Here is a 24,555-nt window from a genome sequence, read left to right on the forward strand (position 1 = left end):
CGCCCTGCCCCGCGCCCGTAACGTTGCGTTCAAACCGCGCACCCCGTAGTGGGTTGACGACTCGGGATCAGCCGGTCTTGCCGTCGTCGAAGCTCACGATCACAGCGGCGTTGGCGATCAGGATCGGATCGTTACCCTGATCCGACGGGATCTCGAGCCCGCCCGCAATCGCCTTCACCGTCTTGGTGCCGTATGGCAGTTCCTTGGCCACCGCATCGGTGTCGACCGCCTCCGGGTTTGGCACGGCGATCGTGACGTCGACGAACATGTCGTTGGCGGTCTTGCCGAGCATGCGAAAGAAACCGAGGCTCGAGTGCCGGATCGCATCCGACACCGCGCGTTTCGCAGCCTTGGTGGCGTCGCGGCCGTGGACGTCGACGCCCATGCCCATTTCGGTGATACAGCGCACGCGTGTCATGAGAATTTCCTCATCGTGGTTGGCGCGAAGGAACGCCCCTCCTTCGTCCGCTGCACCCGCGACGTCAAGCCGGAAGCTCATCATATCAGACCATCATCGGCTGACCGCGGCATACTGGATGCCCGCCTGCGCGGGCATGACGACAGTGTGGCCAGGTTCTCGCGACAGGATTTTGTCCGACATCATGCACCACGTGAACGTCGCGAACGACGCCGACGCGGAGCGAAGAAAGACCGTCGAGGACCAAGGAGCTGTCACGCCTCAGCGGCGAAGGCGGCGATCGTACGCTCGACCGCCGCACTATCGATGTGCCGGTGCGTGACGAGGCGAAGCTGGCTTGCGCCGCTGGCCTGGACGAGAATGCCGTGCCTCTTCAGGCGCGATGCCCAATCGGCCGCATCCCGCGCACTGCTCGAGACGTCGACGCGGAGAATGTTGGTCTGGACCTGGTCGGGCTCGGCGAGCACCGGGTCCAGCCACGCCAATGCATGCGCCAGTCGCGCGGCGGCGGCATGGTCCTCGCGCAGACGCTCGACCATGGTGTCGAGCGCCACGAGACCTGCCGCCGCGATCACGCCGGCTTGCCGCATGTTGCCGCCGACGAAACGGCGGAATCCCCGCGCCCGCGCGATGAAGGCGGCGGAGCCAGCCAGCAGGCTGCCGACCGGCGCGCTCAGCCCCTTCGAGAGGCAGAACATCACGCTGTCAGCGTGATCGGCGATTGCCTGCGCGCTGGCGCCGAGCGCGACCGAGGCATTGAACAGGCGCGCACCGTCGACATGCACAGCGATGCCGTTGCTGCGGCCGAGCGCATGGACACGCGCCATGTGCGACAGCGGCAGCACCGCGCCGCCCGCCCCGTTATGGGTGGTCTCCATCCAGATCAGCGCCGGTCGCGGCCGTCCCGCCGATGAAGCAGCACGGATCGCTTGCGCGAGTGCATCTTCGTTCATCGCGCCGCGGTGGCTTGCGACGGCTCGCGGGATCAGCCCCGCCACCGCCACCACACTGCCGATCTCGGAATTGAACAGATGCGCGCCGCCATCGGCAAGGATCTCGCCGCCGCGCTCGCCATGGGCCAGCATCGCCAGCAGGTTGCCCATGGTGCCGCTCGGCACGAACAGTGCGGCCTCCTTGCCGGTCAGCAAAGCCGCCTGCGCCTCGAGGGCGCGCACGGTCGGATCGCCATCGCGGCTGTCGTCGCCGAGCGGAGCGCGGCGCATTTCCGCAAGCATCGCCTCCGTCGGCAATGTCACGGTGTCGCTGCGCAGATCGACGATGCCGGTCGCGTCCGGCCGCGTATCGTCGCCCTCCATCATGCGTCCTGCGTCTTCAGCGCGAGCGGCGCCGTCTCCAGCGCGCCCACCGCAAGCTCGCCACCAAAGCGTTGCACCAGCTTGACCGCGACTGTGTTGCCGAACACGTTGATTGCGGTGCGCCCCATGTCGAGGAAGGCGTCGACCCCGGCGATGATGGCGAGCGCCTCGACCGGCAGCCCGATCGCCGACAGCACCATGGCGATGGCGACCAGCCCGCCGGAGGGAACGTTGGCGCTGCCCTTGCTGGCGATGGTGGTGACCATCACGATGGTCAGCAGCGTCGACCAGGTGAGCGCCACGCCGTAGGCCTCGGCCAGGAACGTGACCGCGAGCGCGAAGTACATGATCGCGCCGTCGCGGTTGAAGGCGTAGCCGAGCGGCAGCACCACCGAGACGATCCGGTTCGGCACGCCCATCGCTTGCAGCTTCTCCATGTGCAGCGGCAGCGTGACCTCCGAGGAGCGCGTCGAGAACGCCAGCAACATCGGCTCCATCACCGCTTTCGTCACCGCAATCGGTCTCTCGCCGAGCGCCAGCAGCATCAGCCAGAAGATCATCACCATGATGGCGAGGCCGAGATACATCACGGCCACGAGCTTTGCGAGCGCGACCACGGTGGCGAGCCCTTGCGTGGCGAACAGCCAGGCCATGATTGCGAACACTGCGATGGGCGCCAGCGCCGTGATCCATTTTGTCATCTTGAACATGGCCGCCATCACGGCCTCCAGCACCGCGACAACAGGCTCGCCGACCTTGCCGATCGAGGCCAGCGCAAGACCGAACAGGATCGCGAACACCAGCGTCGGCAGGATCTTCTGCTCGGCCATCGCGGCGACGATGTTCGAAGGGATCATGTCCATGAAGAACTTCACCCAGTCGACCGACACCGCAAGGTTCGTCGGCACCTTGCCCGACGCCGCCAGCGGTGCGCCGGCGCCGGGATGAAAGATCCCGTTGAGCACCAGGCCGATCAGGATCGAGATCACGGTCGCGAGGTAGAAATAGCCGAGGCAGATCACGACGACGCGCCCCAGGATCCTGAGCTCGGTGCCCATCCGGTAGATGCCGAGCGCAACCGAGGCGAACACGACCGGGATCACGATCATCTTCACCGCCTCGACGAAGGCGGTGCCGAGCGGCCGCAGGCTCGCGCCAAAAGCCGGCCAGAGCAGCCCCACGACAAGCCCCGCGATCAGGCCGAGCAACATCTGGACCGCGAGCGGAAGTCCCAGGATACGCCGCACGCCCGATCGTCCGCTCATGACCGCTTGCCTCCGGTTGTCGGGATCCGTGGCCGCACTGCACCAAGCGCGTTCAGCCGCGCCTCGAACGCCGACGACAGATGCCGCCACATCCGTTGCTGCGCGGCGTCGGGATCCTGCGCTTCGACGGCGGCATAGATATCGAGATGCTCGCTGACCGCCTGCCGGGTGCGGTCGGGGTTATATTGCGGCATCTTCTGCAATGCGAGGCCGCTTTGTGCCCGCAGATTGTCGTAGGCCTGCGCGAGGCGGCCATTGGCGGTGGCGCGGAACAGCTCATCGTGAAAGGTCCAGCCGATCTGCTGGGCCTCCTCCACGTCGATCGACGCGCGCGACTTCACGCGCCGCAGCTCCTTCGCACAACGGGCAAGGCCTTCAGTCGGCCCGCGTGTCGCCGCGAGATAGGCCGCCATGCCCTCGAGCGCGAGGCGCAGCTCGTGGATTTCGCGCAGGTCGTCGAACGACAATTGCCGCACGAATGTGCCGCGCATGGGATGGATCGTCAGCAGGCCGTCCCGGGCCAGCGCCTTCAAGGCCTCGCGCACCGGCGTCCGCCCCAGCGCAAGCCGATCCGAAAGGCTGCGTTCCGACAACGGCTCGTCAGAGGCGAACTCGCCCGACATCACGAGGTCGCGGATGCGCGCATAGGCCTTGTCGCGGGAAAGAGAAGCGGTTGGCATAGCTGACATACCAGCATGATGCCAGTGGCGTGTCAATTCGATCCTTCCCGCTGGCCGCGACGTCGCACTTGTCAACCTCGGCGGGACCGGACTATGGCTGGGCGTCCCTCACAGCCCCGGCGTTGCATGCGGCCGAAAGCGTTCGAAGCCCACTGTCTGCGCCTTCCCGCCGTCACCAAGGTGGTGCAATGGGAGGGCACGTCGGTCTTCAAGGTCGGCGGCAAGATGTTTGCGCTGGGCGGCGGGTTCGTGGAGCGGCTCGGCGGCGGCTTCATGTTCAAGACCTCGAACATGGCCTACCAGCTCCTGATCGAGCAGGGTCTGGCGCGGCCGGCGCCCTATCTGGCGCGCGCCAAGTGGGTGCAGCTTGTCGGCAACAACGCGCTGCCCGATGCCGAGCTCAAGGCCTATCTCGATCAGGCGCACGCGCTGATCGCAGCGAAGTTGACGCGAAAGTCGCGCAAGGCGCTCGGGCTCGAATAGCGGCACGCCGAGCCGCCGCGTGCGCGCCGCTCGCCTCAGCCATCCACCGGCGTATCGGATTCGCCGAACAGGGCGCCGTCCCGCAACGAGGACTCCCTCTATGGAGACCCTTGCGCGTGCGAGGTCACGCGCTGTGGTGCGGACCGTGATCCGGACCGGGATCCTGGCCCGCGGCCACCAGCGCCAGCCTGCCGAGATAATGCGCCCATCCTCTGTCATGGCTGGCGCACTGCACGGCATTGGGCAGGCCGCTATGAACCATGCGCAACAGCGTGCCGCTGTCCTTGTCGATCAGGTCGATCTCGACCAGGCTTGATCCCGGCGGCACCTCTTCGCCGCCTTCCCAGCCGAAGCTGTAGGCGAGACGATGCACGGGCACGACCTCGCGGAACGCGCCGCGCGCGGCACGCGCATGATCGCTACCGAAGCCCTTGAGGAAATAGAGCCCGCCAGGAAGCGGCTCGGTCGATGCCTCCAGTCCCATCCAGCTCACGATCTTCTGCGGATCGGTCAGGAAGGCGAAGACGGTTGCAGGTGGGGCAGCAATCTGGATCTCCCGCTGAACGACGAAGGCTTCACTCATCGATCCATCCTCCAATGGCGGCCGGGCTTGAGGGATAACGCGTGACAAGCATAGCGTGTCGCGCCCATGATGGGCGATGCAATTATCTGCGACGCTGAGCTGGCTGGTCGACGCTGCGGCCGAGAGCGCGGGCGCCAACCGGCTGCTGGCGGAACTCGGTGCGCATCTGGTTGCGGACGGCCTGCCGCTCGCCGGCGGCGCGCTGACGCTTGAGGTTCCGCATCCCCTGATCGCGCGGCGCACCTGGCTGTGGCGCGCGGACAACAGCGAAGTGATCGAGGCGCTCGGCTTCGCGCCGCAGCAGCCCTTTGCGATGTTCGACACGGCTGCTTCCGGCGATGCCGGTCGCCGCTGGCTCTCCACGCTCGCGCCCGGCCCGCTGCATGAAGATACTATCGGCCCACGAGCTGATGGCCCGGTGCTCGGCTGGATCGGGACCCGCCCGTTCGCGTCCGATGAAACCGATCGATTGCGCGAGGCGGCGCGCTTCACCGCAGCACCGCTCGCCGCGATTGCGGCGCGCGCCACATTGACCGCGGCGCTGGAGGCCTATCTCGGCCGGCGCAGCGCGGCGCGCGTGCTCGCCGCGCCGTTGCGGCGTAACACCGGCGAGACGATCAGGGCAGCTTTGCTGTTTGCCGATCTGCGCGGGTTCACCGCGCTCTCCGAAAGCCACCCGCCTGCCGAAGTGATCGCCGCGCTCGATGCCTGGTTCGACCGTATCGCCGGCGCCATCCACGCCTTCGGCGGCGAGGTGCTCAAGTTTATCGGCGATGGCCTGCTCGCGATTTTCCCGGTCACGACGACCCCGCGCAGCGCATGCGAGGCGGCGTTGCGAGCGGTCTCGGCCGCGCGCCTCGGCATGGCGCATCTCGACGCCGAGCGCCGCAAGCAAGGTCTGCCGCCGCTGCCGTTCGGTGCGGCGCTGCATCTCGGCGACATTTTGTGGGGCAATATCGGCGCCGCCGATCGTCTCGACTTCACCGCGATCGGCTCCGCGGTCAATCTGGTCAGCCGGCTCGAAGGCCTCTGCAAGCCGCTGCACAAAACCGTGCTGGTCTCGGGCGCGCTGGCCGCCGAGACCGAGATGCCGCTGGTGGCGCTCGGCACGCATGAGCTGCGCGGCATCGTGCAGCCCTGCGCGGTGTTCGCCCTGCCGGACGATTGAACCGGTCATCGCAGCAGCCGCAGCCAGGGCGCCAGGTGAAACGCGCTCATCAGTGCATACATCGGGACCATGCCCTGAAGCGAGAACTCTCCCCGTACGGTGGCGCAGAGCATGTCGGACGGCGCGGCCGCCGCGAGCAACGCCATGATCGCGAAGGTCGGCGCCGCTGCCAGCGAGAGCCAGCGCGCCACGGCCTCGCCGTGTCTGCGCGGCCGCGCGCTGACAATTGCTGTGGTCTGATCGCTCATCAGCCGCCTCCCGATCAGGCCGCGTCGTACTCGTCATGACGGCGCCACCACGCTCCGCCGGTCTCGTTGCGGCCCTTCGGCGCGCGGTCGAGCCAGGGATACATGCCCCAGACGGCGTCGAGACCGCGCGCGTAGGCTGAATAGGTGTGATAGATCGCGCAGTCCTCGCGAACGAAGGCGCTGATGCCCGGCCGCTCGCGCAGGAAGGTTGCACGATCGGTCCCGCACATCGCGGAATGCGACTGCGATCGCGGGGCCTCGCCGCCACCCTGCGGCTCCTCGCGCTGCACGAATGGCGGTTCGCGGCGGTAGTTGTAGTCGATGCCCGTGCTCTGCTGAGCTTCGCTGAACCAGACATTGAAGTCGGCGTTGAAGTCGCTCGGCGACGACGACGCCCATGGAAACGTCCAGCCCATCCGCCGCTTGTAGGCCTGCAGCTTGGCGAGCGGCGCCCGCGAGACCGCCGACAGCATCACGTCGTGATGGGCGAGATGGACCGCAAATCCATTGAACCCGTCGGCGATCATCGAGCAGGACGGGCAGCCGGCGGCATAGTCGGGGCCGAACATGAAATGGTAGATGAGAAGTTGTGAACGGCCCCGGAACAGGTCCGCCAGCGAAGCGCTGCCGTCCTCGGTCTCGAACCGGTAGTCCTTGTCGATCCGGACCCAGGGCAAAGCCTGCCGCTGCAGGGCCACCGCGTCACTGCGCTGTGTCAGCTCCTTTTCCGCCCGCAGCAAGTCCAGCCGGGCTGCAAGCCATTGCTCGCGCGTTCCGATTTGGTGACTGGTCATCGCATGCTCTCCTTGGCCGTGGTGTTCCGTCGTCCTGTGCTAGATTAGGGCCGGGACTCAGGCGGAGAGAGTGACAAGTGTGTCGGGATTCGAATGGACTCGCTGATCATTGCTGCGGCGCGCGCGCTCGCGGCGGGTGATCCCCTCGGCGCACTGAAACGGGTGGCGTTGCGCGACGACGCGCCGGCGTTGGCGCTGCGCGGCATCGCGATGGCGCGGCTCGGGGACTTCGCCCGCGCCAAGGAGCTGCTACGGCGCGCCGGACGTGCGTTCGGTCCACGGGAGGCCATCGCGCGTGCGCGCTGCGTCGTGGCCGAGGCCGAGATCGCGCTGGTGTCGCGCGACCTCTCGTTTCCGAAAAGAGCCCTTGCCGCAGCGCGCGCGACCCTCGCGGCGCATGGCGATGCACTCAACGCCGCCCATGCCGGCTATCTCGAAATCCGCCGCCTGTTACTGATCGGGAGCCTCGATGCGGCCGAGCGCATGCTTGACGACCTCGACCCCGCGCCCTTCCCGCCGGCACTTCGGGTCGGCCATGAGCTCGTCGTGGCCGGGATCGCAATGCGGCGGCTGCGGACGAAACCGGCACGCGACGCGCTGGCGCGAGCCAAGGATGCCGCGCGCCGCGCCGGCATTGCGGAACTGACGGCCGAGGTCGAGAGCACGGCGCGTCTGCTCGTCGCGCCCGCGGCGCGTCTGATCGCGCACGGCAGCGAACGACCACTGCGGCTCGACGAGGTCGAGACCCTGCTGGCGTTGAAGGCGCTCGTCGTCGACGCGTGCCGCTACGTCGTGCGCGACAACAGCACAACGATCTCGCTGACGCGGCGGCCGGTGCTGTTCGCGCTCGCCCGCGCGCTGGCCGAGGCGTGGCCGGCCGACGTGTCGCGCGGCGCGCTGATCGCACGGGCCTTTCGCGGCAAGCACGCCGATGAATCGCACCGCGCGCGGCTGCGGGTCGAAATCGGCCGGCTGCGTCGCGCGCTGCGTCCGCTCGCCGACCTGCGCGCGACGCCTGATGGCTTTGTGCTGGAGCCACATCGCCGGCGCGACGTTGCCGTGCTGGCACGTCCGGTCGAGGAAGAGCACGCCGCGGTGCTCGCGTTCCTCGCCGACGGCGAGGCGTGGTCGAGCTCTGCGCTGTCGCTGGCGCTCGGCGCCAGCCAGCGTACCGTGCAACGCGCGCTCGACGCGCTCGCCGCCGCAGGCAAGGTGCGGTCGGTCGGCCGCGCCCGCGCGCGGCGCTGGATGACGCCGCCGGTGCCGGGATTCACGACGACCTTGTTACTCCCTGCCCCGCTGCCGAACGGCTAGCATCAGCCCGCAATCAAGCAACAGGAGCGAAGCATGAAGACGTCGCCGGCCCGGATCATCAAGGAATACGCCTTCGAAGGCGTCGACAGCGTGGGCGGCGTCAGCTTCGATGGCGAGCAGATCTGGTTCGCCGCGGGCGACCGGATGATCGCCTTCGATCCCGACAGCGGCAAGACCACCCGCACGATCGACATCGCAGCTCATGCCGGCACCGCCTTCGACGGCAAGCACCTCTACCAAATCACCGAGGACCGTATCCACAAGATCGATCCCAAGAACGGCCGCGTGGTGTCGACGATCCCATCGCCCGGCGGCGGTCGCGACTCCGGCCTCGCGTGGGCCGAAGGCTCGCTCTGGGTCGGACAATATCGCGACCGCAAGATCCTCCAGATCGATCCCGAGACCGGCGTGATCCTTCGCACGATCGAATCCAACCGCTTCGTCACCGGCGTCACCTGGGTCGACGGCGAGCTCTGGCACGGCACTTGGGAAGACGACGCGAGCGAGGTGCGCCATATCGATCCGCAAACCGGCGAGGTCCTGGAACGGCTCGAGATGCCGAAGGGGACGAACGTGTCAGGATTGGAGTCCGACGGCGGCGACCGCTTCTTCTGCGGCGGCGGACACACCAAGGGCACCGTGCGCGCGGTTGCGCGGCCCAAGCGACGCCGCGCGTGAGGCGGCGTGATCCATCCTCGGCGGATCACGCCACGCATGACCCCGCGTCTCAGGCGGGCACCGGCGCCGCGCTCCGCACCGCCGGGAACGGCCTGAACGTCATGATGATCAGGAAGGCGCCGAGACCGACCGCCCAGGACCCGACATAGAGCCACGTGTAGCTCGCGAACGTGTCGTAGATCAGGCCGCCGGCCAGCGGGCCGGTCGCCATGCCGAGACTGCCGGCCATCGCGGTGCCGCCGATCACGGTGCCCATCATCTTGAGCGGAAAGTTCTCGCGGATCAGCACAGCATAGAGCGGCATGGTGCCGGCATAGATGAAGCCGAACACCGCTGCCACGGTGTAGAACGCGGCAAGCTCGCGCACGAAGACGTAGCCGAGCGCGCCGAATGCCTGCGCCAGCAGGCCGAGCACCAGGACGCGCTTGGCGCCGAAGCGGTCGCCGAGCAGGCCGAACACGATGCGGCCGCCCATGCCGGCCAGTCCTTCCACGCTGTAGATCGTGACCGCCGCGATCATCGGAATGCCGCAGGTGATCGCATAGCTGACGGTGTGGATGATCGGCCCCGAATGGGTGGCGCAGCAGAAGAAATTAGTCGCGATCAGGATCATGAATTGCGGCGAGCGCAGCGCCTGCGCCATCGACATCGCCGGTTCGCCGTTGTCGGCCGCCGCGACCGCCTGCGGGTTCTGCAGCGCGGGCGGCCTTCGCACCAGGAGCGAGACCGGGATCATGATCGCGGCAACCACGCCAGCCACGATGAGCATTGAACTGCGCCAGTCATGATGGGAGACGAGCCAGGCGGCGAACGGCGACATGGTCATCGGCGCCATGCCCATGCCCGCCGACACCAGCGAGACGGCAAGGGCGCGATGAGTGTCGAACCAGCCGGTGACGCAGGCCATCATCGGCGCGAAGATGGCGGCGGCGGCCGCGCCGACCAGCACGCCGAACAGGACCTGAAAAGCCAGCAATGACGGCGCCCGGCTTGCCAGTGCGAGGCTCGCCGCCAGCACGACCGAGCCGGTCAGCACCACCGGAAGCGGACCGAACCGGTCCGACAGCGTGCCCCACATCATGCTGGTGAAGGCCATCGCGAGGAAGCCGATCGTCATCGCGCTGGAAATGCCGGTCACCGACCAGCCGGTCTCCCGCGCCATCGGCTGCAAAAACACCGGCAGCGAAAACATGCCGCCGATCGCGACACAGCCCAACAGGCCCCCAGCCGCGACGATCACCCAACGATAGTGAGAATTGCTCATTCCTGATCTCCCAGTGCACCTCGGTCTGGGTGGAAGACGAACGGGATGGAGCGGAACCGACAGGCGACGAAGCAAACAAGTCGATTCTACGACGAGCTACTTGGAAGCGCGCAATACGTGCGGCGCAAAGCCCACTTGCATCCGCCCGCCCCTGGATATACATTTCGATTAGTGTATATCCTTATACGGAGCACCAAACATGCAAGTCGCCAAATGGGGTAACAGCCTCGCGATCCGGCTTCCCGCGGTCGTGGTCGAGGCGCTCGGACTCAAGGAAGGCGACGAGATCGAAATCCATGTCGCCGACGAGCGGAACTTCGGCGTCGCGCGCAAACCGGGGCGTGAGGAGTTACTGGCGCGACTGCGCACCTTCCGCGGACGCCTGCCGGCGGATTTCAAATTCGACCGGGACGAGGCAAATGCCCGGTGACTTCTTCGACACCAACGTGCTTGTCTACCTCGCGTCGGACGATCCCTTGAAGGCCGATCGGGCAGAAGCCGTCGTTGCCCGGGGCGGGGTGATTAGCGTTCAGGTGCTGAACGAAGTCGCCAATGTCGCGCGGCGCAAGATGCGGATGTCGTGGCCGGAGACACGCGCATTTCTGACGATCTTGCGCAATCTGCTGACCATCTATCCCCTCACGCAGGAAATCCATGACGCTGGACTTGATCTGGCCGAGCGTTACGGGTTGTCGATTTTCGACGCCATGATCGCAGCTTCAGCGCTTCAGGCCGGCTGCGAGAGATTGTGGTCCGAGGACATGCAGCATAATCAAGTCCTGGATAACAACCTTCGAATCGTCAATCCATTTCAGGTCTAGGCCTCTCTTGGAAAATCGCTTCGTCTTGATCTCGGGCTGCTCCGGCGGCGGGAAATCGACCTTGCTGGCCGAACTGCATGCGCGCGGTTATCCCGTTACCGAAGAGCCGGGTCGTCGTATCATCGCCGAAGAGCTGGCATCGGGCGGCAACGCGTTGCCCTGGGCCGATCTGGTTGCCTTTCTCCGCCGTGCCGTCGCGCTTGCGCTGAGGGACAGGGAGATGGCCGAAGCCCACTCCGGCTGGGTATTCTTCGATCGCGGCCTCGTGGACGCGGCATCGGCGCTGGAGGTTGCGACCGGCGAGCCATATCTGCAATCGCTCTGCTTAGCGGATCGCTATCACCGGCGCGTCTTCATGACGCCGCCGTGGCCCGAGATCTACGTCACTGACCCGGAGCGCCGACACGGCCTCGAAGCGGCCGTCGTCGAATATCATCGGCTGATCGAGACACTGCCGAAGCTCGACTACGAGCCGATCATCCTGCCGAAGACCTCGCCATCGGCCCGCGCCGACTTCGTGCTCGCAACCCTCGGCGATCCCGCCAGCCCGGACGCTTGACTAAGACATCATTCCGCCGCCTCGCGGCCGGGCACGCCGTCTTCGACCTCGAGCTGCAGGACATCGTTGAAGCGGTTGAAGGCGCCGCATAGGGCGATCCGCCAGGTCAGCTCGACGATTTGCGCTTCGGAGAAATGCGCACGAAGCCGATCGAAGATCGCGTCGCGCGTCCTGTTCCAGGCGTTGGTGACCGCGATCGCATATTCGACCACGAGCTTGTCGACGTCGTCGAGCTCGGGATGATCCTTGTAGTCGAGCAGGCACTCGGCGCCCGCCTCCGACACGCCCTGGACCGTGAGCTTCGGCGCATGATGCGAGACGCAGTAATCGCACTTGTTCAGGAGCGACACCGTCACCAGGGCGAGCTCGAGATGCCGCTTCGACACCACGGCCTCGTCGGCCAGGTCGACCAGCAGCGACCACATGTGCTTGAAGATCGGCGGCCGCTGCGCCATCACGCCCGCCTGGTGCTCGAATGCGCCATAGGTCGTCATCTTGTCCCACAGCGGCCGGAGTTCGGGCGGTAGCTCGTTCCTGGTCTTGGCGGACACGCGCGACATCGATTTCACCTCGGCTCGGAATGGACTCGTGCAGCCTGCCCCTGTTCGCAGATCGCCGCAAGCCGAACGGGATCGCCGTCATGCGTGACTTGCGCGCAGCGCAGAGGCCGCACGAGGGTCCGCAGGATCGCAGGCCCTCCCCCGCTTGATCCGGATCATTCATTCCGGGTACTGAACCCTCGGCTGACGAAGCGGCCGCGCATTGAAGATCACGAAGCTGATGCCGGCCATGATCCACACACCGATCCCGCCATAGAGCATCACCCAGCCGAATCCACTTGCCAGTGCCTGGTGCACGCCCGCAGCCGTCAGCTCGGGCATGGATACGGTGTTGCCCGCAGCGATCTTCTCGGCGAGCGCACGCAACTGATCCGCTTCGAGCCCGGGCAGCACCGCCTTGAGATGCGCGAGCACGCCGCTCGCCAGGATGAAGCCCATCAGCGCGATATTGACCGCGAGCGAGACCATCCGCGCGCTCATATCGATGCCGGAGGCCATGCCGGCGCGGTCGCTCGAGACCGAGCCTGTCGTCGTGTTGGTGACCGGCGTATTGGTGATGCCGAGCCCGATTCCCGCGATCAGGCAGCCGGGCAGCATCGTCGACCAATCTGGTTGCGCCGCGGCGCTGCCGAACTTCATCAGCAGGAAGCCCGCACCGATCGTGAACAACCCCGCCGGAATAATCAGACCGGGCTGATAGCGCAGCGACAGCCGCTCCGCGAACGGCGGCATCACCAGCGTCGGCAGGGTGTAGGCGAGCAGCGCCAGACCCGCCGACACGCTGTCATAGCCGAGACCGGCGTGAAACCAGATCGGCAGATAGATCATGAAAGGCCAGTAGCTGAGGTTCATCGCGGCCGAGCCGATGATCGAGCCGGAGAAGGCGGGAATCCGGAACACCGAGAAATCGAACATCGGCCGCCGGCTCACCCGCTCGGCAACCAGGAACGCAATGAAGCTTGCCGCTGAGACACCGAGGATCGCAAGCGCGGTCGGGCCGGCGAAGCCGAGATCCGGCCCCTGCGTGATGTAGTAGGCCAGGCAGAACACCGCGAGCGAGAGCGTCACGACGCCCGCAAGGTCGAGCGTGCTCGCCTTCGGGTCCTTCGATTCATGCACGCCGCCGATGGTGAGCACCAGCGCCACTGCCGCGAACACTACGTGGACCAGGAACACCCATTCCCAGCTCAGCACCGCGGCGACGGCGCCGCCGATGATCGGTCCGAAGCCGAGCCCGATGCCGAAGATCACGCCCCACCAGCCCCAGGCGACGGCACGCTCCCGTCCGCCCTGGAATTCATGCGACAGGACCGCGATCTGGCAGATCAGCAACGCGCCACCGCTCGCGCCCTGCAGGAAGCGGGCGATGATGAGCATCACGACGTTGTCGGCAACGCCGCACATCAGCGACGTGAGGCCGAAAGCGGCGATCGCGACGACGAACATGCGCTTGCGCCCAAAGCGGTCTGCCAGCGTTCCGACCGCCATCAGCACGGTCGTCACCGCGATGGTGTAGGCGTTCATGATCCACTGCAACTGCTTGAAATCGGCGTGCAACACCTGCTCCAGCGTCGGCAGGATCGCGGGAATGCTGGAAATCTCCAGGCCGAACATCAGGCATGACAGACATACGGCGGAGAGGACGACGACGCCTCGGCGGCTCAGTTCATTCGGCATGGTTCAGCCTTTCGATATTGCGACGCCAACGACTAAGCCCACGCTGCTGCCACGGTACTGGCAGCAGCCGTGCTCGGGTTGGCACACAATCAATTGAAGCGGCGACCGATTAGCCGTGCGCCGCGCTTGACCTGTGGCGAAGCTAGGCGGCGCTTGAACATCCCGGAACGGGATGACTAGATATTTCAGAGACAACAAATTCGGATGATTGACGTGACCACACTCGATGTCGATGCCGTCAAGGCGTTCGTAAAGATTGCCGATCTGCAGAGCTTCACCCGTGCGGCCGACGCGCTCGGCACCACGCAGGGCGCGATCAGCGTCAAGCTGAAGCGGCTGGAGGCGCGGGTCGGCCACAGGCTGGTCGAGCGGACGCCGCGGCTGGTGCGCCTGTCGGCGCAGGGCGCGGTGTTCCTCGACTCCGCGCGCGCCTTCCTCGCTGCGCACGACCGCGCCGTGGCCCAACTCTCCACGGCGCGCCGCCGCTTCTCGCTCGGCATCGCGACTCATGTCGGCGCGCCCGAGCTTCCGACATTGCTGGCGCGGCTCAACGCGCATGATCCCGCGCTCACCATCGAGGTTCGGCTCGACGATGCCCGCGACCTGCTGGATGCGTTCGATCGCGGTGTGATCGACGCAGTGATCATGTTCCGGGAGGACGATCGCCGCGATGGCGAAGTGCTCGGCCCCGACCATTTCGGCTGGTTCGCCACGCCGGACTTCGTGCATCGCGCCGGCGAGCCGATCCGATTGGCGGCATCCTCGCCGTCCTGCGGCATCCTCAACACTGCGACCCGCGCGCTCGGCGCCGCAGGACTACCTTGGACCGAAACGTTCCTGGGTTGCGGGGCCTTTGCCGTCGCCGAGGCTGTCTCGGCGGGCCTTGCGATCTCGGTGTTTTCATGCCGGGTCGCGCCGCCCGGCACCATCGAGGTGAGCGAACGGTTCGGCCTTCCCGCTTTACCCCCCACCGAGATCGTGCTGCTGTCGACGCTCTCGGACCCGCGGTCCCGCGCCGCGCTGAAAGTCCTCGCAGGCGCCTTTCGCGCGCATCATGCCCCGGTGATCGCCAGGAACGCGGCCCGGCGCGACCACGCCGGTCAACACGCTCAAACGAGCCTGAACGGCGCATCGCGCGCGTGATTTGTCCGCGGCGACGCGCGCGCTATCGCCGCGCAGCACCGGCGCGCTTGCCCTCGAACAGCGCGCGTTCCGCCGTCAGGGCCTTGGCGAGAAAGTCGAGCGTGGCGCGGATGCGCGCGGTGCGCTTGAGATCGTCATGGGTCAGCAGCCACAGCGCCGACCGGGGCTCGGCGGGCGTCTTCGGCGTGAGCCGGCGCAGCCCGGGCGCGAGATCTCCGACGTAGCAGGGAAGCAAGGCAAGCCCGAGCCCGGCAACCGCCGCGTCGCGCAGCGCAGGCAACGCGTCGACGCGGCACGTGATGCGGGCCGCGCGCAGGTTCTCGCGCATCCAGCCTGCAATCACGGTCCCGGCCAGCGTATCGTCGAGCCCGATCCAGTCGTGCGCGGACAACTCCGTATCGCTGCGCCGGCCGAGATAGGCGCGCGATCCATAGATGGCATGCGCGATCTCGGCGACGCGCCGCCCGACCAGCAGTTCGGACGGCGCGGGCGTCGGACGGATGGCGATCTCGGCCTCCCGCCGCGTCAGGTTCGCCATCGTGTTCGAGATCGTGATCTCGGCGTCGATCCCGGGATGGGCGGCGCGCATCGCCGGCAAATGCCGTATCAAGATTGCACCAAGCGTATCCGTCGTCGTGATCCGCACCGCGCCTGACGGCCTCAGATCCTGCCCGGAGAGCTTGCGTTCGAGCGCGAGCACTTCGTCCTCGAGCCGGGCCGCCGATGCAGCCGCCGTTTCGCCGGCCGGGGTCGGCGCATAGCCGTCGCGAAAGCGTTCGAACAGGCGCGTTCCGATCGCGGCCTCGATCGCACCAAGGCGGCGAAACACCGTCGAATGCGTGACGCGCAAGCTGCGCGCTGCGCCCGAGAGGCTGCCCTCGCGCGCCACCGCGAGCACGAGACGAAGGTCATTCCAGTCGACCGGACTGTGCATTTTTGCAAACTCGATTGGCAGTTTCCGACAATATCATATCGCTGATGGACAGGCCATCTTCCGCTTCCAAGGTTCGATCAACGGTGCGCCGCTCGCTGGGCGCTGCCGAAGCCGAGGAGTTGGAAGGTGACGAGCGAAACGGCCGATCCGCTGCAGTTCCGTCATACCGCTCATCCGCTGGGAGACCCGCGGCGCTGGCTGGCTTTGCCCGTCCTGCTCACCGGCGCCTTCCTGCCGATCCTCGACTTCAACGTCGTCAACCTCGCATTGCCCGCCATTCGGCAGGATCTCGGCGCAACCGTAAGCGAGGTGCAGTTCGTCATCTCGGCCTATGCGGCGACCTATGCAGTGTTCCTGATCACCGGCGGCCGGCTCGGCGACCTCTTTGGCCGGCGTCGCATGTTCCTCCTCGGCGTTGCCGGCTTCACGATCGCCTCGGTGCTGTGCGGCATTGCGTGGTCGCCTGCCGTGCTTGTCGCGGGGCGAATCCTGCAAGGCCTCACCGCGACCGCGATGGCGCCGCAAGTGCTCGCTTCAATTCGCGTGCTGTTTCCAGCGGCCGAGCAAGGCCGCGCCCTCGGTTATTACGGCGCGACCTTCGGCCTCGCCAACATCTGCGGCCAGGTGCTCGGCGGTGTGCTGGTGTCGGCGCATCCGTTCGGATTGGCCTGGCAGGCGATCTTCCTGATCAACGTGCCGATCGGTCTCGCCGCGTTCGCCGGCGGGCTGTTGTTCCTGACCGACTCGCGCGCCGAGCATGCCCAGCGGATCGATATCGGCGGCGTGATCCTGCTGTCGCTCATGCTCGGCCTGCTGGTCTACCCGCTGATCCAGGGCCGCGAGACCGGATGGCCGATCTGGATCGTCGCGATGCTGCTGGCTTCGCCGCTGGTGCTCGGGATCTTCGTCCGCTTCGAGGCGAACCTGTCGGCGCGCGGCGGCGATCCGCTGGTCGCATTGCATCTCCTGCGCAACAGCGATTTCGTGATCGGGCTGGTGATGGCGCTCGCCTTCTACATGCTGTCGTCGTTCTATCTGACGTTCGCGGTCTATCTGCAGAACGGCCTGCACGAGTCGCCGTTGACCGCCGGGCTCGCCACCCTGCCCTTCGCCATCGGCTTCTTTCTCGCCTCGCTGGTATCGCCCTCCGTCATGCAGTGGCTCGGCGTGCGTACGTTGACGCTGGGCTTTGCCCTCCAGGTCATCGGGTTCGGCAGCGTGATGCTCGCGGTCGGCGGCGCGCTGCCGCACAGCCTCACAATCGGCTTGGTGTGCGGTGGTCTCGGTTTCGGCACCGTGATGCCGTCGGTCATCAAGGCCGTCATCGGCAGCATCGATCCGCGCCATGCCGGGCTGGCGTCGGGAATGATGATCTCGACCTTCCAGATCGGCGCCGCGCTCGGCGTCGCCGTCATCGGCGGCATCTTCTACAGCCTGCTCGGGCTGCGTCCGGATGCCGACGATTACGCGCACGCCTTCACGATCGCGCTCGGCTGCAACGTGGCGCTGCTCGCGCTCGGCGGCTGGCTGTCGCTCTGGCTGCCCCGCGAGCCCGCGACTTGAGATCAAAGTTGGCGCCGCCGTGCGACCGCGGTGCACGTCGTCGGTAGCGCGACCGCGACCTCACTTCTTCGCGACATCGAGAAGCGTGTTGTAGATCCACTCCGAACCCTGCCTGATGGCCTCGACACCGATCCTTTCGTCATTGCCATGCATCCGGCTCAGGATGTCGTCGTCCAGCGGATAAGGATAAATGCCGTAGACCGGAACGTTGCGCTCGCGCCAGGCGGTGGCGTCGGTGCCGGCCTCGAACATCGTCGGAACCAAGATGGCGTCTTTCCAGATCCGCTTTGCATTGCGGTCGAGCGCATCATACAGCGCGGTGTTGACCGGCGAGGCCGGGATCTTCGTGCGCATCAGGTAATTGTCCCGGGCCTGCTGCTGCGACAGCGGGGTCACAATGCTGACCTCGATATCGGGATCGCCGATCACGCGCTTGATCTCCGCGATCATCTGGTCGGTCGTGGTGCCCGGAAGCAGGCGCGTGTTCACGATTGCCTTGGCGTCGCCGGGAATCACGTTGGGCTTGATGCCGGCCTCGATCATGGTGATCACCATCGTATCGCGCACCAGTGCATGCAACAGCAGGCTGTCCTTGGGATTGTCGGCCACCAGCTTCTTTCCCGCCATGTCGAGCTCGCCTTGGTCCCTCGCGGCCAGAAGCTGCCTGATGTCGGATGCCGTCTGCTCCGAACTGATCGGCAGCAGCGCCTTGAAATAGGCTTCGCTCGCCGGCACGAGCTTGATCATCGGATCATGCGCAGCGAGCTTGGCCAACGCCGCGATCAGACGGTCATTGGCCATCTCGCCCGGCGGAAACGGACGCGAGGAATGGCCTGAATGCCCGGTGGCCTTCAGCGCGAAGGTGACGGAAAGCTTTTCCGCGGTCGTGACGTTGATCTGCCGGACCGAGCCGTCGGGCCGCTGCAGCACATAGCCGCCCTCGTTCAGCGCGAACTCCGCGTCGATCTTGTCCCAGTGGTTCTTCGCCAGCCACACCGTGCTGTACTGCCCCTGCTCTTCGTCCGCTTCGGACAGGAAGATCACGTCGCGCGCCAGCGGCGTCCTCTCTTCGGCAAGCCGCATCACCGCGCTCGCGAACACCGCGAGCCCACCCTTGAAATCCATCGCGCCGCGCCCATAGATGAAGCCGTCCTTCTCGATGCCGGCGAACGGCTCGATGGTCCACTTCTCGCGCTCGACCGGAACGACGTCCGCATGCGCCGCCAGCAGGACCGGCTTCTTCGAGCCGTCGCCGCGCAACCGCGCCACGAAATGCGCCGCCTTGCCGTTCGGAGCGACGAAGATGTCCACCTCGGCGCCGAGCGGCGCGAACTGTGACTTCAGATATTCCGCCAGCGCCCGGGTGTCCCCCGGCGCGTTCGACGTGTCGAAGGTAATCAGCTTCTTGAGCAATGCGACGGTTCGATCACCCTGGGATTGCGAAGACTTGGCTGAGTCTGCGGTCGCATATCCGGTCCCGGCGCAAAGCATGCCCGCGGCAAGCAACAGCGCCGCGAGACGGCCTTTGATCGGCAATGCCATGTTTTTCTTCCTCCCATCCTTCTTTTTTGAAACGATATCATTTAGCTCCGACTTAAGACGGTCTCGGAAACAGCACCTTCAGCAGGCCCGCCGCCAGCAGCGTCACCACGGCAAGGCCGGTTGAGAGGTACAGCGCGCCGGCATCGCCCACGCGGTCGATCACGATCGCGTAGATCAGCGGCGCCGCCGCGGGCAGGATGAAGCTTGGCACGATCAGGCGGCCGACGATGGTCCCGTAGCTGCGATGGTCGAACAGGATCAGCGGCAGCGTTCCCCTCGTGATAGTCAGGATGCCGTTGCAGGCGCCGTAGAGCAACGCGAAGGCGATCGCCATCTCCTTCGAGGTCCCGCTGAACAGCCCGGCGACGAAGGAGAGCGGCATGAAGAGGCAGGCCAGCAGGTTGAGCGCGAGCGGATCCATACGCCCGCCGAACAGCACTTCGCAGAGACGGGCTGCGGATTGCCCGATGCCCCGGAATGTCGCGATCCAGACGGCGACCGTAGCACTGAGCCCGAGACCAGCGAGCACAGCGATCATATGCGCCGACATGCCGGCGTTCAGGAAGTTCGCGCCCGTCGTGATCACGGCATAAAGCCCGCCACCGATGACGATCTGCCGGGAACTTGATGCGAGCGGCTGTCTCGGCGCTGTCGCCGCGGCGTCCGGCCGACCGGCGTAGCGCCGGTTCGGAGTGACGAAAGAGAGCGGGATCGTCACGAGCGAGAAGCCTGCATAGACCAGCACCGCGATCCGCCAACCGAAATGCTCCGAGAGAATGTGTCCGAGCGGCCAGAACACGGTGGCCGCCAATCCGCCCAGCAGCGTGATCCCGGACATCGCGCGGCGCGCCTCCGGCCCGCCGATCCGCGCCAGCGCCGCAAAGGCGGCGTCGTACAGCGTCAGCCGCATCCCGATGCCGAGCACGATCCACGCCGCGAAGTATGTCGCAACCTCGTGCGAGACGGCGAGGCCGGCGCATCCGGCGGCATTCACCACCGCGCCGGCGACCATGACGTCGCGGCCGCCGCGTCGATCCACCAGCCGTCCCACCAGCGGCGAGGTCAACCCCATCACCAGCAGCGCGACGGCAAAACCGCCGTAGACGATGTCGCGATTCCAGCCGAGGTCGGCGCCGATCTGCTCGCCGAAACCGCCGATGAGATAGTAGGTGGCGCCCCACGAGATCAGTTGACCAAGTCCGAGGGCGACCACGATCCGGCGCGCGATCACCGCGGCGCCTCCGTGATTCCTGACGGGGGTGCGCCGTCGCCGCGACTGAGCGACCGCTGCATCAGCACGGTGTCGACCCATTGCCCGAGCTTGAAGCCGACCGATCTCAACGTCCCGACCATCTCGAATCCCATACCACGATGCAGCGCGATCGAGCCGGCGTTGCCGCTGTTGCCGATCACGGCGATCATTTGCCGCCAGGGCCCGGTCTCGGTCCGCTCGATCAACGCCTGCAGCAGCGCGGCGCCGATGCGGCGGCCACGCAGCGCCTCCGACACGTACACTGAGTCCTCGATCGTGTGGCGGTAAGCCGGCCGGGGCCGATACGATGTCGCGTAGGAGTAGCCGGCCACGCATCCGTCGACATCGGCCACGAGATACGGCAACCCTGCGGCCAGCACGGCGGCGCGGCGCCCGAGCATCTCGTCGAGAGAGGGCGGCACTTCCTCGAAGGTCGCAAGTCCGTTCAGCACGTGGTGCGCATAGATGCGCTGCACCTCAGCCATGTCGACCTCCGTCGCGTCGCGGATCACCGTCTCCCTGATAGCACTCATCCTTTCCCTCTTGTCTCGCGCTGCCATCATGACTGTGCTGCGGCGGAGCGTCGGCGCATGCTGCAGGCCCCATGGGCTGATCTCGAACATCGCTCCGCGACAGTCCGACATCCGCCAGCAAGCGATCGTCCAGCTCGCGCAGGGCCTGCCAACGGCGGATGCGCGATCGCGGCGAGGCCGCGAGGTAGCGTCCGAGCTCGACGAGGACGCCGCCGATGGACTTGACGCCGGACAATGCCTGCTCTCCGGTCCGGAAAACCCGATCATGTTGCCTCAGCATGCGCCGCAGCGCTATATAAGGGAAGCTTAGACGACTTATGCAAAGCATAAGAGATGCTTTGATGAAGAACCTCAACCTGGACTATCTCGAGAGCTTCCGGGTCGTGATCGAGAGCGGCAGCTTTTCCGCCGCCGCCGAGCGGCTGCAACTCACGCAGCCGGCGGTGAGCCTGCAGGTGCGGCAGCTCGAGCGGAGCCTCGGGGCAACCCTGATCGAGCGCGTCGGGCGCAGGGCCCGTCCGACGGCGGCCGGCGCCGCGCTGCTGGCGCATGCCGACCGGATCAGCGCTGCCGTCACATCGGCGGTCGATGCCGTCGCCCAGCAGACCACCGGCACCGCCGGGCGCGTGCGGCTCGGGACCGGCGCGACGGCCTGCATCTTCCTGCTGCCGCCGATCCTGAGGGAGTTGCGGGCTAGACTTCCGGGCCTCGAGATCACGGTCACAACCGGCAACACGCCGGAGATCGCCAAGGCGGTCGAGGACAACACGATCGACATTGGGCTCGTCACGCTCCCGGTGTCGGGGCGCAGCTTCGAAATCACGCCTGTGCTGAATGACGAGTTCGTGCTGATTGCTCCGCCCGACATGCCGTTGCCGGCGCGGATCACGCCGGCGGTGTTGGCGACGCGGCCAGTCGTCCTGTTCGAGCCCGGCGGCAACACCCGGCGCACCGCCGACGAATGGCTGGCGCGCGGCGGCGTCTCGCTGAAGCCGTTGATGTCGCTCGGCAGCGTCGAGGCCATCAAGGAGATGGTGCGCGCCGGTCTCGGCTGCGCCATCCTGCCGGGCATGGCCGTCTCGGCCAGAAGCAGGCACGGCGACCTCGCCATTCGGTCGCTGTCGCCGAAGCTGTACCGCCGGCTCGCCGTCCTGATCCGCCGCGACAAGCGCCTGGATCGTGGACTGCGCCAGACCCTGTCCGCGCTGAAGGCGATCCCGTCAAACCACGACGGTCGATAGGGAGGACGCCGCTGTGCGTCCTCCCTATCTGGCTGCTACGTCGCCTTGCGTTCTTGCTCGGCGATCTTGCGGAATGCGGCTTCGCCGGCATCGGTGACCGCAGCCCACTTCGCATTCGGGGTGGCCTCGGCCTCGTAGTTGTCGTGCCAGTTCCACCATTTGTAGGTCGGGCCCTGCGGGTATCCTGCCGGTGAGTCCTCCCACAGCTCCTGCCGGCCGAGCGGCGTGATGTCGAGATAGCTCCACACCGTTCCCATCGCCTCGTCGCCGCGACTATTGACGAAGTAGGTGCGGAAGATGCGCTCGCCGTCGCGGAAGAACACGTTGTGGCCGTGCCATTCGCTGACGCCGAAATCCGCATCAAAGCTGTCCGTGATCGTGTACCAGGGCATCTCCCAGCCCATCCGCGCCTTCAGCCGCGCGATGTCGGCCTGCGGCGCACGCGAGGCGTAGACCAGCGTGGTGTCGCGCTGGTTGAGATGCGCGAGATGGCCGACCTGATCGGCGCCGAGTGAGCAGCCGCGGCAGGCGTGATCGGGCCAGCCGAACACGCCGGGCTCGAAGAAGGCACGATACACGATGAGTTGCCGACGGCCCTCGAACAGGTCGAGCAGGCTCACCTTGCCCTGCGGTCCCTCGAAGGCATACGCCTTCTCAACGGCCATCCACGGCATCCGCCGGCGCTCCGCGGCGAGCGCATCGCGTGCCCGTACCTGCGCCTTCTCTTTCGCCAGCATCTGCAGCCGCGCGGCCTCCCAGGCCTCCGGCGTTACCACCGGCGGTGTCTGCATCGCGGCGCGGTCATTTTCGGGTGATTTGCTCATGGTGGTTCAACCTCCTGCAAGGACGAACGCCGGGGGCGAAACGCTGTTCCCCGTCCCTCGTCATGGTTCGTGCGCTCAGTGTGGCGCGACGGCGGCGGACCATGGGAGTGACAAGTGTGTCGGGATTTTTTTCGCGCAAGCAGCGCGAGCGGGCATCGCATCGATCCCGGCTCTCCCGTACCGTGGCCGGGCAGATTCTACGCACGGGACGCCTCGAGGGGACGTCAGACGCCAGTTGACAAGGCGACACGTTCCCTCGTCGGAGATCTGCGACAGTTCACAGCCAAAAATATTTGGTCTGCGTGTCACTTTCGCCCTCCCTCGCTCGTCATGGTGGCGTAACTCCACCACCGAGGACCCCAGCATGACTGCCAGACTTGACCCGCTCGCCGCCGCTCCCAAGATGATGAAGATCTGGTTCGAGGCATCGGTCGCGATCTCCTCGAGCCTTGATCCGAAGCTCGCCGAGCTCATCAAGATCCGCGCTTCCCAGATCAACGGTTGCGCCAATTGCATCAACCTGCACACCACATTTGCCCGCGAGGAGGGCGAAACCGAGCAGCGCATCTATCTGCTGTCAGCGTGGCAGGAGGCGCCCTGCTTCACCGACCGTGAGCGCGCTGCGCTCGGCTGGACCGAGGCGTTGAGCCGAATTTGTGAAGCGCACACGCATATTGCCGCCTATGAAGCCTTGAAGGCGCACTTCACGCCGGAGGAGCAGGTCAAGGTCACATTGCTAATCAACATCATCAACGGCTGGAACCGGATCGCGGTCGGTTTCGGCGGATTCGTCGATCCGCAGACCGTCAAGGCCTCGATCGCAAACGCCGCATGACCGCGAACGCCACACCAGGGGACGCAGCGGCGGAATACGCGCCGCTGCGTCCGAGACTGATGCGCGTGGCCTACCGCATGCTCGGCTCGATGGCCGATGCCGAGGACATGGTGCAGGAGGCCTTTATCCGCTGGATGAAGGCCGACCGCAGCGAGGTGCGCGAACCCGAGGCGTTCCTGCGCCGCACCGTGACGCGGCTCTGCCTCGACCAGCTCAAATCCGCGCGCCGTCAGCGCGAGACCTATATCGGCCCCTGGCTGCCCGACCCTGTCGTCGAAGAGCAGGACGACGACATCACCTTGCCGCTGATGCTGGCGCTGGAGCGGCTCTCGCCGCTCGAGCGAGCTGCCTTCCTGCTGCACGATGTGTTCGGACTGGGCTTCGAGGAAGTCGCCGCGACGATCGAGCGCACGCCCGCGACCTGCCGCCAGCTCGCAGGCCGCGCGCGCGACCATGTCCGCGAGGCGCGGCCGCGTTTCAACGTTGAAAAGCAACGCGGTCTTGCGCTGGCCGAGGCGTTCTTCACGGCGTCCCGCAGCGGCGACATGAAGGCGCTCGGCGCGATGCTGGCGGCCGACGTCAGCGTTCATGCCGACGGCGGCGGCAAGCGCCCGGCAGCCGCTGCGCCGATCTTCGGATTCGATGCGGTCATGAAGGCACATGAATCCCTGGTAATCCAGTTCCGGAGCCATGGCTCGAAACTCGTGCGCACCGGTTTCATCAACGGACTGCCCGGCTTCATCACGCGCGAGGCCGACGGCGAGCTGACAACCACGGCGCTCGACATCGAGAACGGTAAGGTCGCGGCCATCTATGTGGTGAGGAATCCTGACAAGCTACGGCATCTGCACTAGCATGCA

28 protein-coding genes are annotated in these 24,555 nt (G+C 66.4%); 12 read left to right on the forward strand and 16 right to left on the reverse strand.

The features are described 5' to 3' along the window. Positions 1-67 precede the first annotated feature (67 nt). The 4 genes from P6U30_RS21065 to P6U30_RS21080 all read right to left on the reverse strand — a co-directional run bounded on the left by P6U30_RS21065 (position 68) and on the right by P6U30_RS21080 (position 3,679). Complete coding sequence (locus P6U30_RS21065) at positions 68-418, reverse strand: Lin0512 family protein (protein WP_407164839.1); 351 nt, start codon at positions 416-418, stop codon at positions 68-70. Positions 419-672: 254 nt separating this feature from the next. Then, complete coding sequence (locus P6U30_RS21070; RefSeq protein ID WP_407164840.1) at positions 673-1,737, reverse strand: GntG family PLP-dependent aldolase; 1,065 nt, start codon at positions 1,735-1,737, stop codon at positions 673-675. Then, entirely contained in the window at positions 1,734-2,999 is a 1,266-nt protein-coding gene (locus tag P6U30_RS21075) for a dicarboxylate/amino acid:cation symporter (RefSeq protein WP_407164841.1), read from the reverse strand. The genes P6U30_RS21070 and P6U30_RS21075 overlap by 4 nt, the downstream gene beginning before the upstream one ends. Continuing rightward, positions 2,996-3,679, reverse strand: coding sequence for a GntR family transcriptional regulator (locus P6U30_RS21080; protein ID WP_407164842.1), 684 nt, complete (start codon positions 3,677-3,679; stop codon positions 2,996-2,998). The genes P6U30_RS21075 and P6U30_RS21080 overlap by 4 nt, the downstream gene beginning before the upstream one ends. A gap of 126 nt (positions 3,680-3,805) precedes the next feature. Here P6U30_RS21080 and P6U30_RS21085 point away from each other — a divergent pair, with 126 nt between their 5' ends. Next, a complete protein-coding gene (locus P6U30_RS21085) occupies positions 3,806-4,162 on the forward strand; it encodes an MmcQ/YjbR family DNA-binding protein (RefSeq protein ID WP_407146653.1) in 357 nt (118 codons plus the stop codon). Between the two features lie 124 nt (positions 4,163-4,286). On the opposite strand, the gene P6U30_RS21090 is transcribed toward P6U30_RS21085, so the two are convergent. After that, positions 4,287-4,745 (reverse strand): SRPBCC domain-containing protein, encoded by a 459-nt coding sequence (locus tag P6U30_RS21090; protein WP_407164843.1) that lies wholly within the window; start codon positions 4,743-4,745, stop codon positions 4,287-4,289. A 76-nt stretch (positions 4,746-4,821) separates the two neighbouring features. Here P6U30_RS21090 and P6U30_RS21095 point away from each other — a divergent pair, with 76 nt between their 5' ends. After that, the gene (locus P6U30_RS21095) at positions 4,822-5,913 is read left to right on the forward strand and encodes an adenylate/guanylate cyclase domain-containing protein (protein ID WP_407164844.1); all 1,092 of its coding nucleotides are present in this window, start codon (positions 4,822-4,824) and stop codon (positions 5,911-5,913) included. Between the two features lie 5 nt (positions 5,914-5,918). On the opposite strand, the gene P6U30_RS21100 is transcribed toward P6U30_RS21095, so the two are convergent. Further along, positions 5,919-6,161, reverse strand: coding sequence for a hypothetical protein (locus P6U30_RS21100; protein WP_407164845.1), 243 nt, complete (start codon positions 6,159-6,161; stop codon positions 5,919-5,921). A gap of 14 nt (positions 6,162-6,175) precedes the next feature. Next, positions 6,176-6,955, reverse strand: coding sequence for a DUF899 domain-containing protein (locus P6U30_RS21105; protein ID WP_407164846.1), 780 nt, complete (start codon positions 6,953-6,955; stop codon positions 6,176-6,178). A 93-nt stretch (positions 6,956-7,048) separates the two neighbouring features. Between P6U30_RS21105 and P6U30_RS21110 the strand changes: the two genes are divergently transcribed. After that, complete coding sequence (locus P6U30_RS21110; protein WP_407164847.1) at positions 7,049-8,269, forward strand: helix-turn-helix domain-containing protein; 1,221 nt, start codon at positions 7,049-7,051, stop codon at positions 8,267-8,269. A 33-nt stretch (positions 8,270-8,302) separates the two neighbouring features. Beyond that, entirely contained in the window at positions 8,303-8,947 is a 645-nt protein-coding gene (locus P6U30_RS21115; RefSeq protein ID WP_407164848.1) for a DUF5074 domain-containing protein, read from the forward strand. A 49-nt stretch (positions 8,948-8,996) separates the two neighbouring features. Here P6U30_RS21115 and P6U30_RS21120 read toward each other — a convergent pair whose 3' ends face one another. Beyond that, positions 8,997-10,211 (reverse strand): MFS transporter, encoded by a 1,215-nt coding sequence (locus tag P6U30_RS21120; RefSeq protein WP_407164849.1) that lies wholly within the window; start codon positions 10,209-10,211, stop codon positions 8,997-8,999. A gap of 199 nt (positions 10,212-10,410) precedes the next feature. On the opposite strand from P6U30_RS21120, the gene P6U30_RS21125 reads away from it, so the two are divergent. From P6U30_RS21125 to P6U30_RS21135, 3 genes are all read left to right on the forward strand, one after another. Further along, positions 10,411-10,641 carry an AbrB/MazE/SpoVT family DNA-binding domain-containing protein gene (locus P6U30_RS21125; protein WP_407146661.1) on the forward strand — a complete coding sequence of 77 codons (231 nt, stop codon included), beginning with the start codon at positions 10,411-10,413 and terminating at the stop codon, positions 10,639-10,641. Next, positions 10,631-11,032 carry a PIN domain-containing protein gene (locus P6U30_RS21130; RefSeq protein ID WP_407164850.1) on the forward strand — a complete coding sequence of 134 codons (402 nt, stop codon included), beginning with the start codon at positions 10,631-10,633 and terminating at the stop codon, positions 11,030-11,032. Before P6U30_RS21125 ends, P6U30_RS21130 begins: the two co-directional genes overlap by 11 nt. 61 nt (positions 11,033-11,093) lie before the next feature. Beyond that, positions 11,094-11,591 (forward strand): AAA family ATPase, encoded by a 498-nt coding sequence (locus tag P6U30_RS21135; RefSeq protein WP_407164851.1) that lies wholly within the window; start codon positions 11,094-11,096, stop codon positions 11,589-11,591. A gap of 8 nt (positions 11,592-11,599) precedes the next feature. Here the strand turns inward: P6U30_RS21135 and P6U30_RS21140 are convergent, their stop codons facing one another. Together P6U30_RS21140 and P6U30_RS21145 are read right to left on the reverse strand one after the other, a co-directional pair. Beyond that, complete coding sequence (locus P6U30_RS21140; RefSeq protein WP_407164852.1) at positions 11,600-12,151, reverse strand: carboxymuconolactone decarboxylase family protein; 552 nt, start codon at positions 12,149-12,151, stop codon at positions 11,600-11,602. A gap of 159 nt (positions 12,152-12,310) precedes the next feature. After that, entirely contained in the window at positions 12,311-13,828 is a 1,518-nt protein-coding gene (locus P6U30_RS21145) for an MFS transporter (protein WP_407164853.1), read from the reverse strand. A gap of 204 nt (positions 13,829-14,032) precedes the next feature. On the opposite strand from P6U30_RS21145, the gene P6U30_RS21150 reads away from it, so the two are divergent. Next, a complete protein-coding gene (locus P6U30_RS21150) occupies positions 14,033-14,971 on the forward strand; it encodes a LysR family transcriptional regulator (protein WP_407164854.1) in 939 nt (312 codons plus the stop codon). 22 nt (positions 14,972-14,993) lie between these two features. Here P6U30_RS21150 and P6U30_RS21155 read toward each other — a convergent pair whose 3' ends face one another. Further along, entirely contained in the window at positions 14,994-15,905 is a 912-nt protein-coding gene (locus tag P6U30_RS21155) for a LysR family transcriptional regulator (protein ID WP_407164855.1), read from the reverse strand. 126 nt (positions 15,906-16,031) lie between these two features. Here P6U30_RS21155 and P6U30_RS21160 point away from each other — a divergent pair, with 126 nt between their 5' ends. Further along, on the forward strand, positions 16,032-17,468 hold the full coding sequence (locus P6U30_RS21160) for an MFS transporter (RefSeq protein WP_407164856.1): 1,437 nt from the start codon (positions 16,032-16,034) through the stop codon (positions 17,466-17,468). 60 nt (positions 17,469-17,528) lie between these two features. Here the strand turns inward: P6U30_RS21160 and P6U30_RS21165 are convergent, their stop codons facing one another. Genes P6U30_RS21165 through P6U30_RS21180 form a run of 4 tightly spaced genes read right to left on the reverse strand, consistent with a single transcriptional unit; the run spans position 17,529 to position 21,123 of the window. After that, entirely contained in the window at positions 17,529-19,010 is a 1,482-nt protein-coding gene (locus P6U30_RS21165) for a M20/M25/M40 family metallo-hydrolase (protein ID WP_407164857.1), read from the reverse strand. Between the two features lie 52 nt (positions 19,011-19,062). Continuing rightward, entirely contained in the window at positions 19,063-20,241 is a 1,179-nt protein-coding gene (locus tag P6U30_RS21170; protein WP_407164858.1) for an MFS transporter, read from the reverse strand. Then, positions 20,238-20,747, reverse strand: coding sequence for a GNAT family N-acetyltransferase (locus P6U30_RS21175; protein WP_407170502.1), 510 nt, complete (start codon positions 20,745-20,747; stop codon positions 20,238-20,240). Before P6U30_RS21175 ends, P6U30_RS21170 begins: the two co-directional genes overlap by 4 nt. After that, positions 20,740-21,123 carry a DUF1127 domain-containing protein gene (locus P6U30_RS21180; RefSeq protein WP_407170503.1) on the reverse strand — a complete coding sequence of 128 codons (384 nt, stop codon included), beginning with the start codon at positions 21,121-21,123 and terminating at the stop codon, positions 20,740-20,742. The genes P6U30_RS21175 and P6U30_RS21180 overlap by 8 nt, the downstream gene beginning before the upstream one ends. 13 nt (positions 21,124-21,136) lie before the next feature. Between P6U30_RS21180 and P6U30_RS21185 the strand changes: the two genes are divergently transcribed. Further along, positions 21,137-22,036: a LysR family transcriptional regulator gene (locus P6U30_RS21185; protein ID WP_407164859.1), complete on the forward strand. Its 900-nt coding sequence runs from the start codon at positions 21,137-21,139 to the stop codon at positions 22,034-22,036. Between the two features lie 35 nt (positions 22,037-22,071). Here the strand turns inward: P6U30_RS21185 and P6U30_RS21190 are convergent, their stop codons facing one another. Further along, on the reverse strand, positions 22,072-22,860 hold the full coding sequence (locus tag P6U30_RS21190; protein WP_407164860.1) for a DUF899 domain-containing protein: 789 nt from the start codon (positions 22,858-22,860) through the stop codon (positions 22,072-22,074). A 364-nt stretch (positions 22,861-23,224) separates the two neighbouring features. On the opposite strand from P6U30_RS21190, the gene P6U30_RS21195 reads away from it, so the two are divergent. Together P6U30_RS21195 and P6U30_RS21200 are read left to right on the forward strand one after the other, a co-directional pair. Then, a complete protein-coding gene (locus P6U30_RS21195) occupies positions 23,225-23,695 on the forward strand; it encodes a carboxymuconolactone decarboxylase family protein (protein ID WP_407164861.1) in 471 nt (156 codons plus the stop codon). Continuing rightward, entirely contained in the window at positions 23,692-24,549 is an 858-nt protein-coding gene (locus P6U30_RS21200) for a sigma-70 family RNA polymerase sigma factor (protein ID WP_407164862.1), read from the forward strand. Before P6U30_RS21195 ends, P6U30_RS21200 begins: the two co-directional genes overlap by 4 nt. The last annotated feature ends 6 nt before the right edge of the window (positions 24,550-24,555 follow it).

The organism is Bradyrhizobium sp. ORS 111 (assembly GCF_045571485.1).
Taxonomy (GTDB): Bacteria; Pseudomonadota; Alphaproteobacteria; order Rhizobiales; family Xanthobacteraceae; genus Bradyrhizobium.

What these genes read in the sequence shown, in the direction of transcription:
- P6U30_RS21065 (WP_407164839.1), bottom strand. Translation starts at nt 418, where the DNA reads ATGACACGCGTGCGCTGTATCACCGAAATGGGCATGGGCGTCGACGTC.
- P6U30_RS21070 (WP_407164840.1), bottom strand. Translation starts at nt 1,737, where the DNA reads ATGATGGAGGGCGACGATACGCGGCCGGACGCGACCGGCATCGTCGAT.
- P6U30_RS21075 (WP_407164841.1), bottom strand. Translation starts at nt 2,999, where the DNA reads ATGAGCGGACGATCGGGCGTGCGGCGTATCCTGGGACTTCCGCTCGCG.
- P6U30_RS21080 (WP_407164842.1), bottom strand. Translation starts at nt 3,679, where the DNA reads ATGCCAACCGCTTCTCTTTCCCGCGACAAGGCCTATGCGCGCATCCGC.
- P6U30_RS21085 (WP_407146653.1), top strand. Translation starts at nt 3,806, where the DNA reads ATGCGGCCGAAAGCGTTCGAAGCCCACTGTCTGCGCCTTCCCGCCGTC.
- P6U30_RS21090 (WP_407164843.1), bottom strand. Translation starts at nt 4,745, where the DNA reads ATGAGTGAAGCCTTCGTCGTTCAGCGGGAGATCCAGATTGCTGCCCCA.
- P6U30_RS21095 (WP_407164844.1), top strand. Translation starts at nt 4,822, where the DNA reads ATGCAATTATCTGCGACGCTGAGCTGGCTGGTCGACGCTGCGGCCGAG.
- P6U30_RS21100 (WP_407164845.1), bottom strand. Translation starts at nt 6,161, where the DNA reads ATGAGCGATCAGACCACAGCAATTGTCAGCGCGCGGCCGCGCAGACAC.
- P6U30_RS21105 (WP_407164846.1), bottom strand. Translation starts at nt 6,955, where the DNA reads ATGACCAGTCACCAAATCGGAACGCGCGAGCAATGGCTTGCAGCCCGG.
- P6U30_RS21110 (WP_407164847.1), top strand. Translation starts at nt 7,049, where the DNA reads ATGGACTCGCTGATCATTGCTGCGGCGCGCGCGCTCGCGGCGGGTGAT.
- P6U30_RS21115 (WP_407164848.1), top strand. Translation starts at nt 8,303, where the DNA reads ATGAAGACGTCGCCGGCCCGGATCATCAAGGAATACGCCTTCGAAGGC.
- P6U30_RS21120 (WP_407164849.1), bottom strand. Translation starts at nt 10,211, where the DNA reads ATGAGCAATTCTCACTATCGTTGGGTGATCGTCGCGGCTGGGGGCCTG.
- P6U30_RS21125 (WP_407146661.1), top strand. Translation starts at nt 10,411, where the DNA reads ATGCAAGTCGCCAAATGGGGTAACAGCCTCGCGATCCGGCTTCCCGCG.
- P6U30_RS21130 (WP_407164850.1), top strand. Translation starts at nt 10,631, where the DNA reads ATGCCCGGTGACTTCTTCGACACCAACGTGCTTGTCTACCTCGCGTCG.
- P6U30_RS21140 (WP_407164852.1), bottom strand. Translation starts at nt 12,151, where the DNA reads ATGTCGCGCGTGTCCGCCAAGACCAGGAACGAGCTACCGCCCGAACTC.
- P6U30_RS21145 (WP_407164853.1), bottom strand. Translation starts at nt 13,828, where the DNA reads ATGCCGAATGAACTGAGCCGCCGAGGCGTCGTCGTCCTCTCCGCCGTA.
- P6U30_RS21150 (WP_407164854.1), top strand. Translation starts at nt 14,033, where the DNA reads ATGATTGACGTGACCACACTCGATGTCGATGCCGTCAAGGCGTTCGTA.
- P6U30_RS21155 (WP_407164855.1), bottom strand. Translation starts at nt 15,905, where the DNA reads ATGCACAGTCCGGTCGACTGGAATGACCTTCGTCTCGTGCTCGCGGTG.
- P6U30_RS21165 (WP_407164857.1), bottom strand. Translation starts at nt 19,010, where the DNA reads ATGGCATTGCCGATCAAAGGCCGTCTCGCGGCGCTGTTGCTTGCCGCG.
- P6U30_RS21175 (WP_407170502.1), bottom strand. Translation starts at nt 20,747, where the DNA reads ATGGCTGAGGTGCAGCGCATCTATGCGCACCACGTGCTGAACGGACTT.
- P6U30_RS21180 (WP_407170503.1), bottom strand. Translation starts at nt 21,123, where the DNA reads ATGCTTTGCATAAGTCGTCTAAGCTTCCCTTATATAGCGCTGCGGCGC.
- P6U30_RS21185 (WP_407164859.1), top strand. Translation starts at nt 21,137, where the DNA reads ATGAAGAACCTCAACCTGGACTATCTCGAGAGCTTCCGGGTCGTGATC.
- P6U30_RS21190 (WP_407164860.1), bottom strand. Translation starts at nt 22,860, where the DNA reads ATGAGCAAATCACCCGAAAATGACCGCGCCGCGATGCAGACACCGCCG.
- P6U30_RS21195 (WP_407164861.1), top strand. Translation starts at nt 23,225, where the DNA reads ATGACTGCCAGACTTGACCCGCTCGCCGCCGCTCCCAAGATGATGAAG.
- P6U30_RS21200 (WP_407164862.1), top strand. Translation starts at nt 23,692, where the DNA reads ATGACCGCGAACGCCACACCAGGGGACGCAGCGGCGGAATACGCGCCG.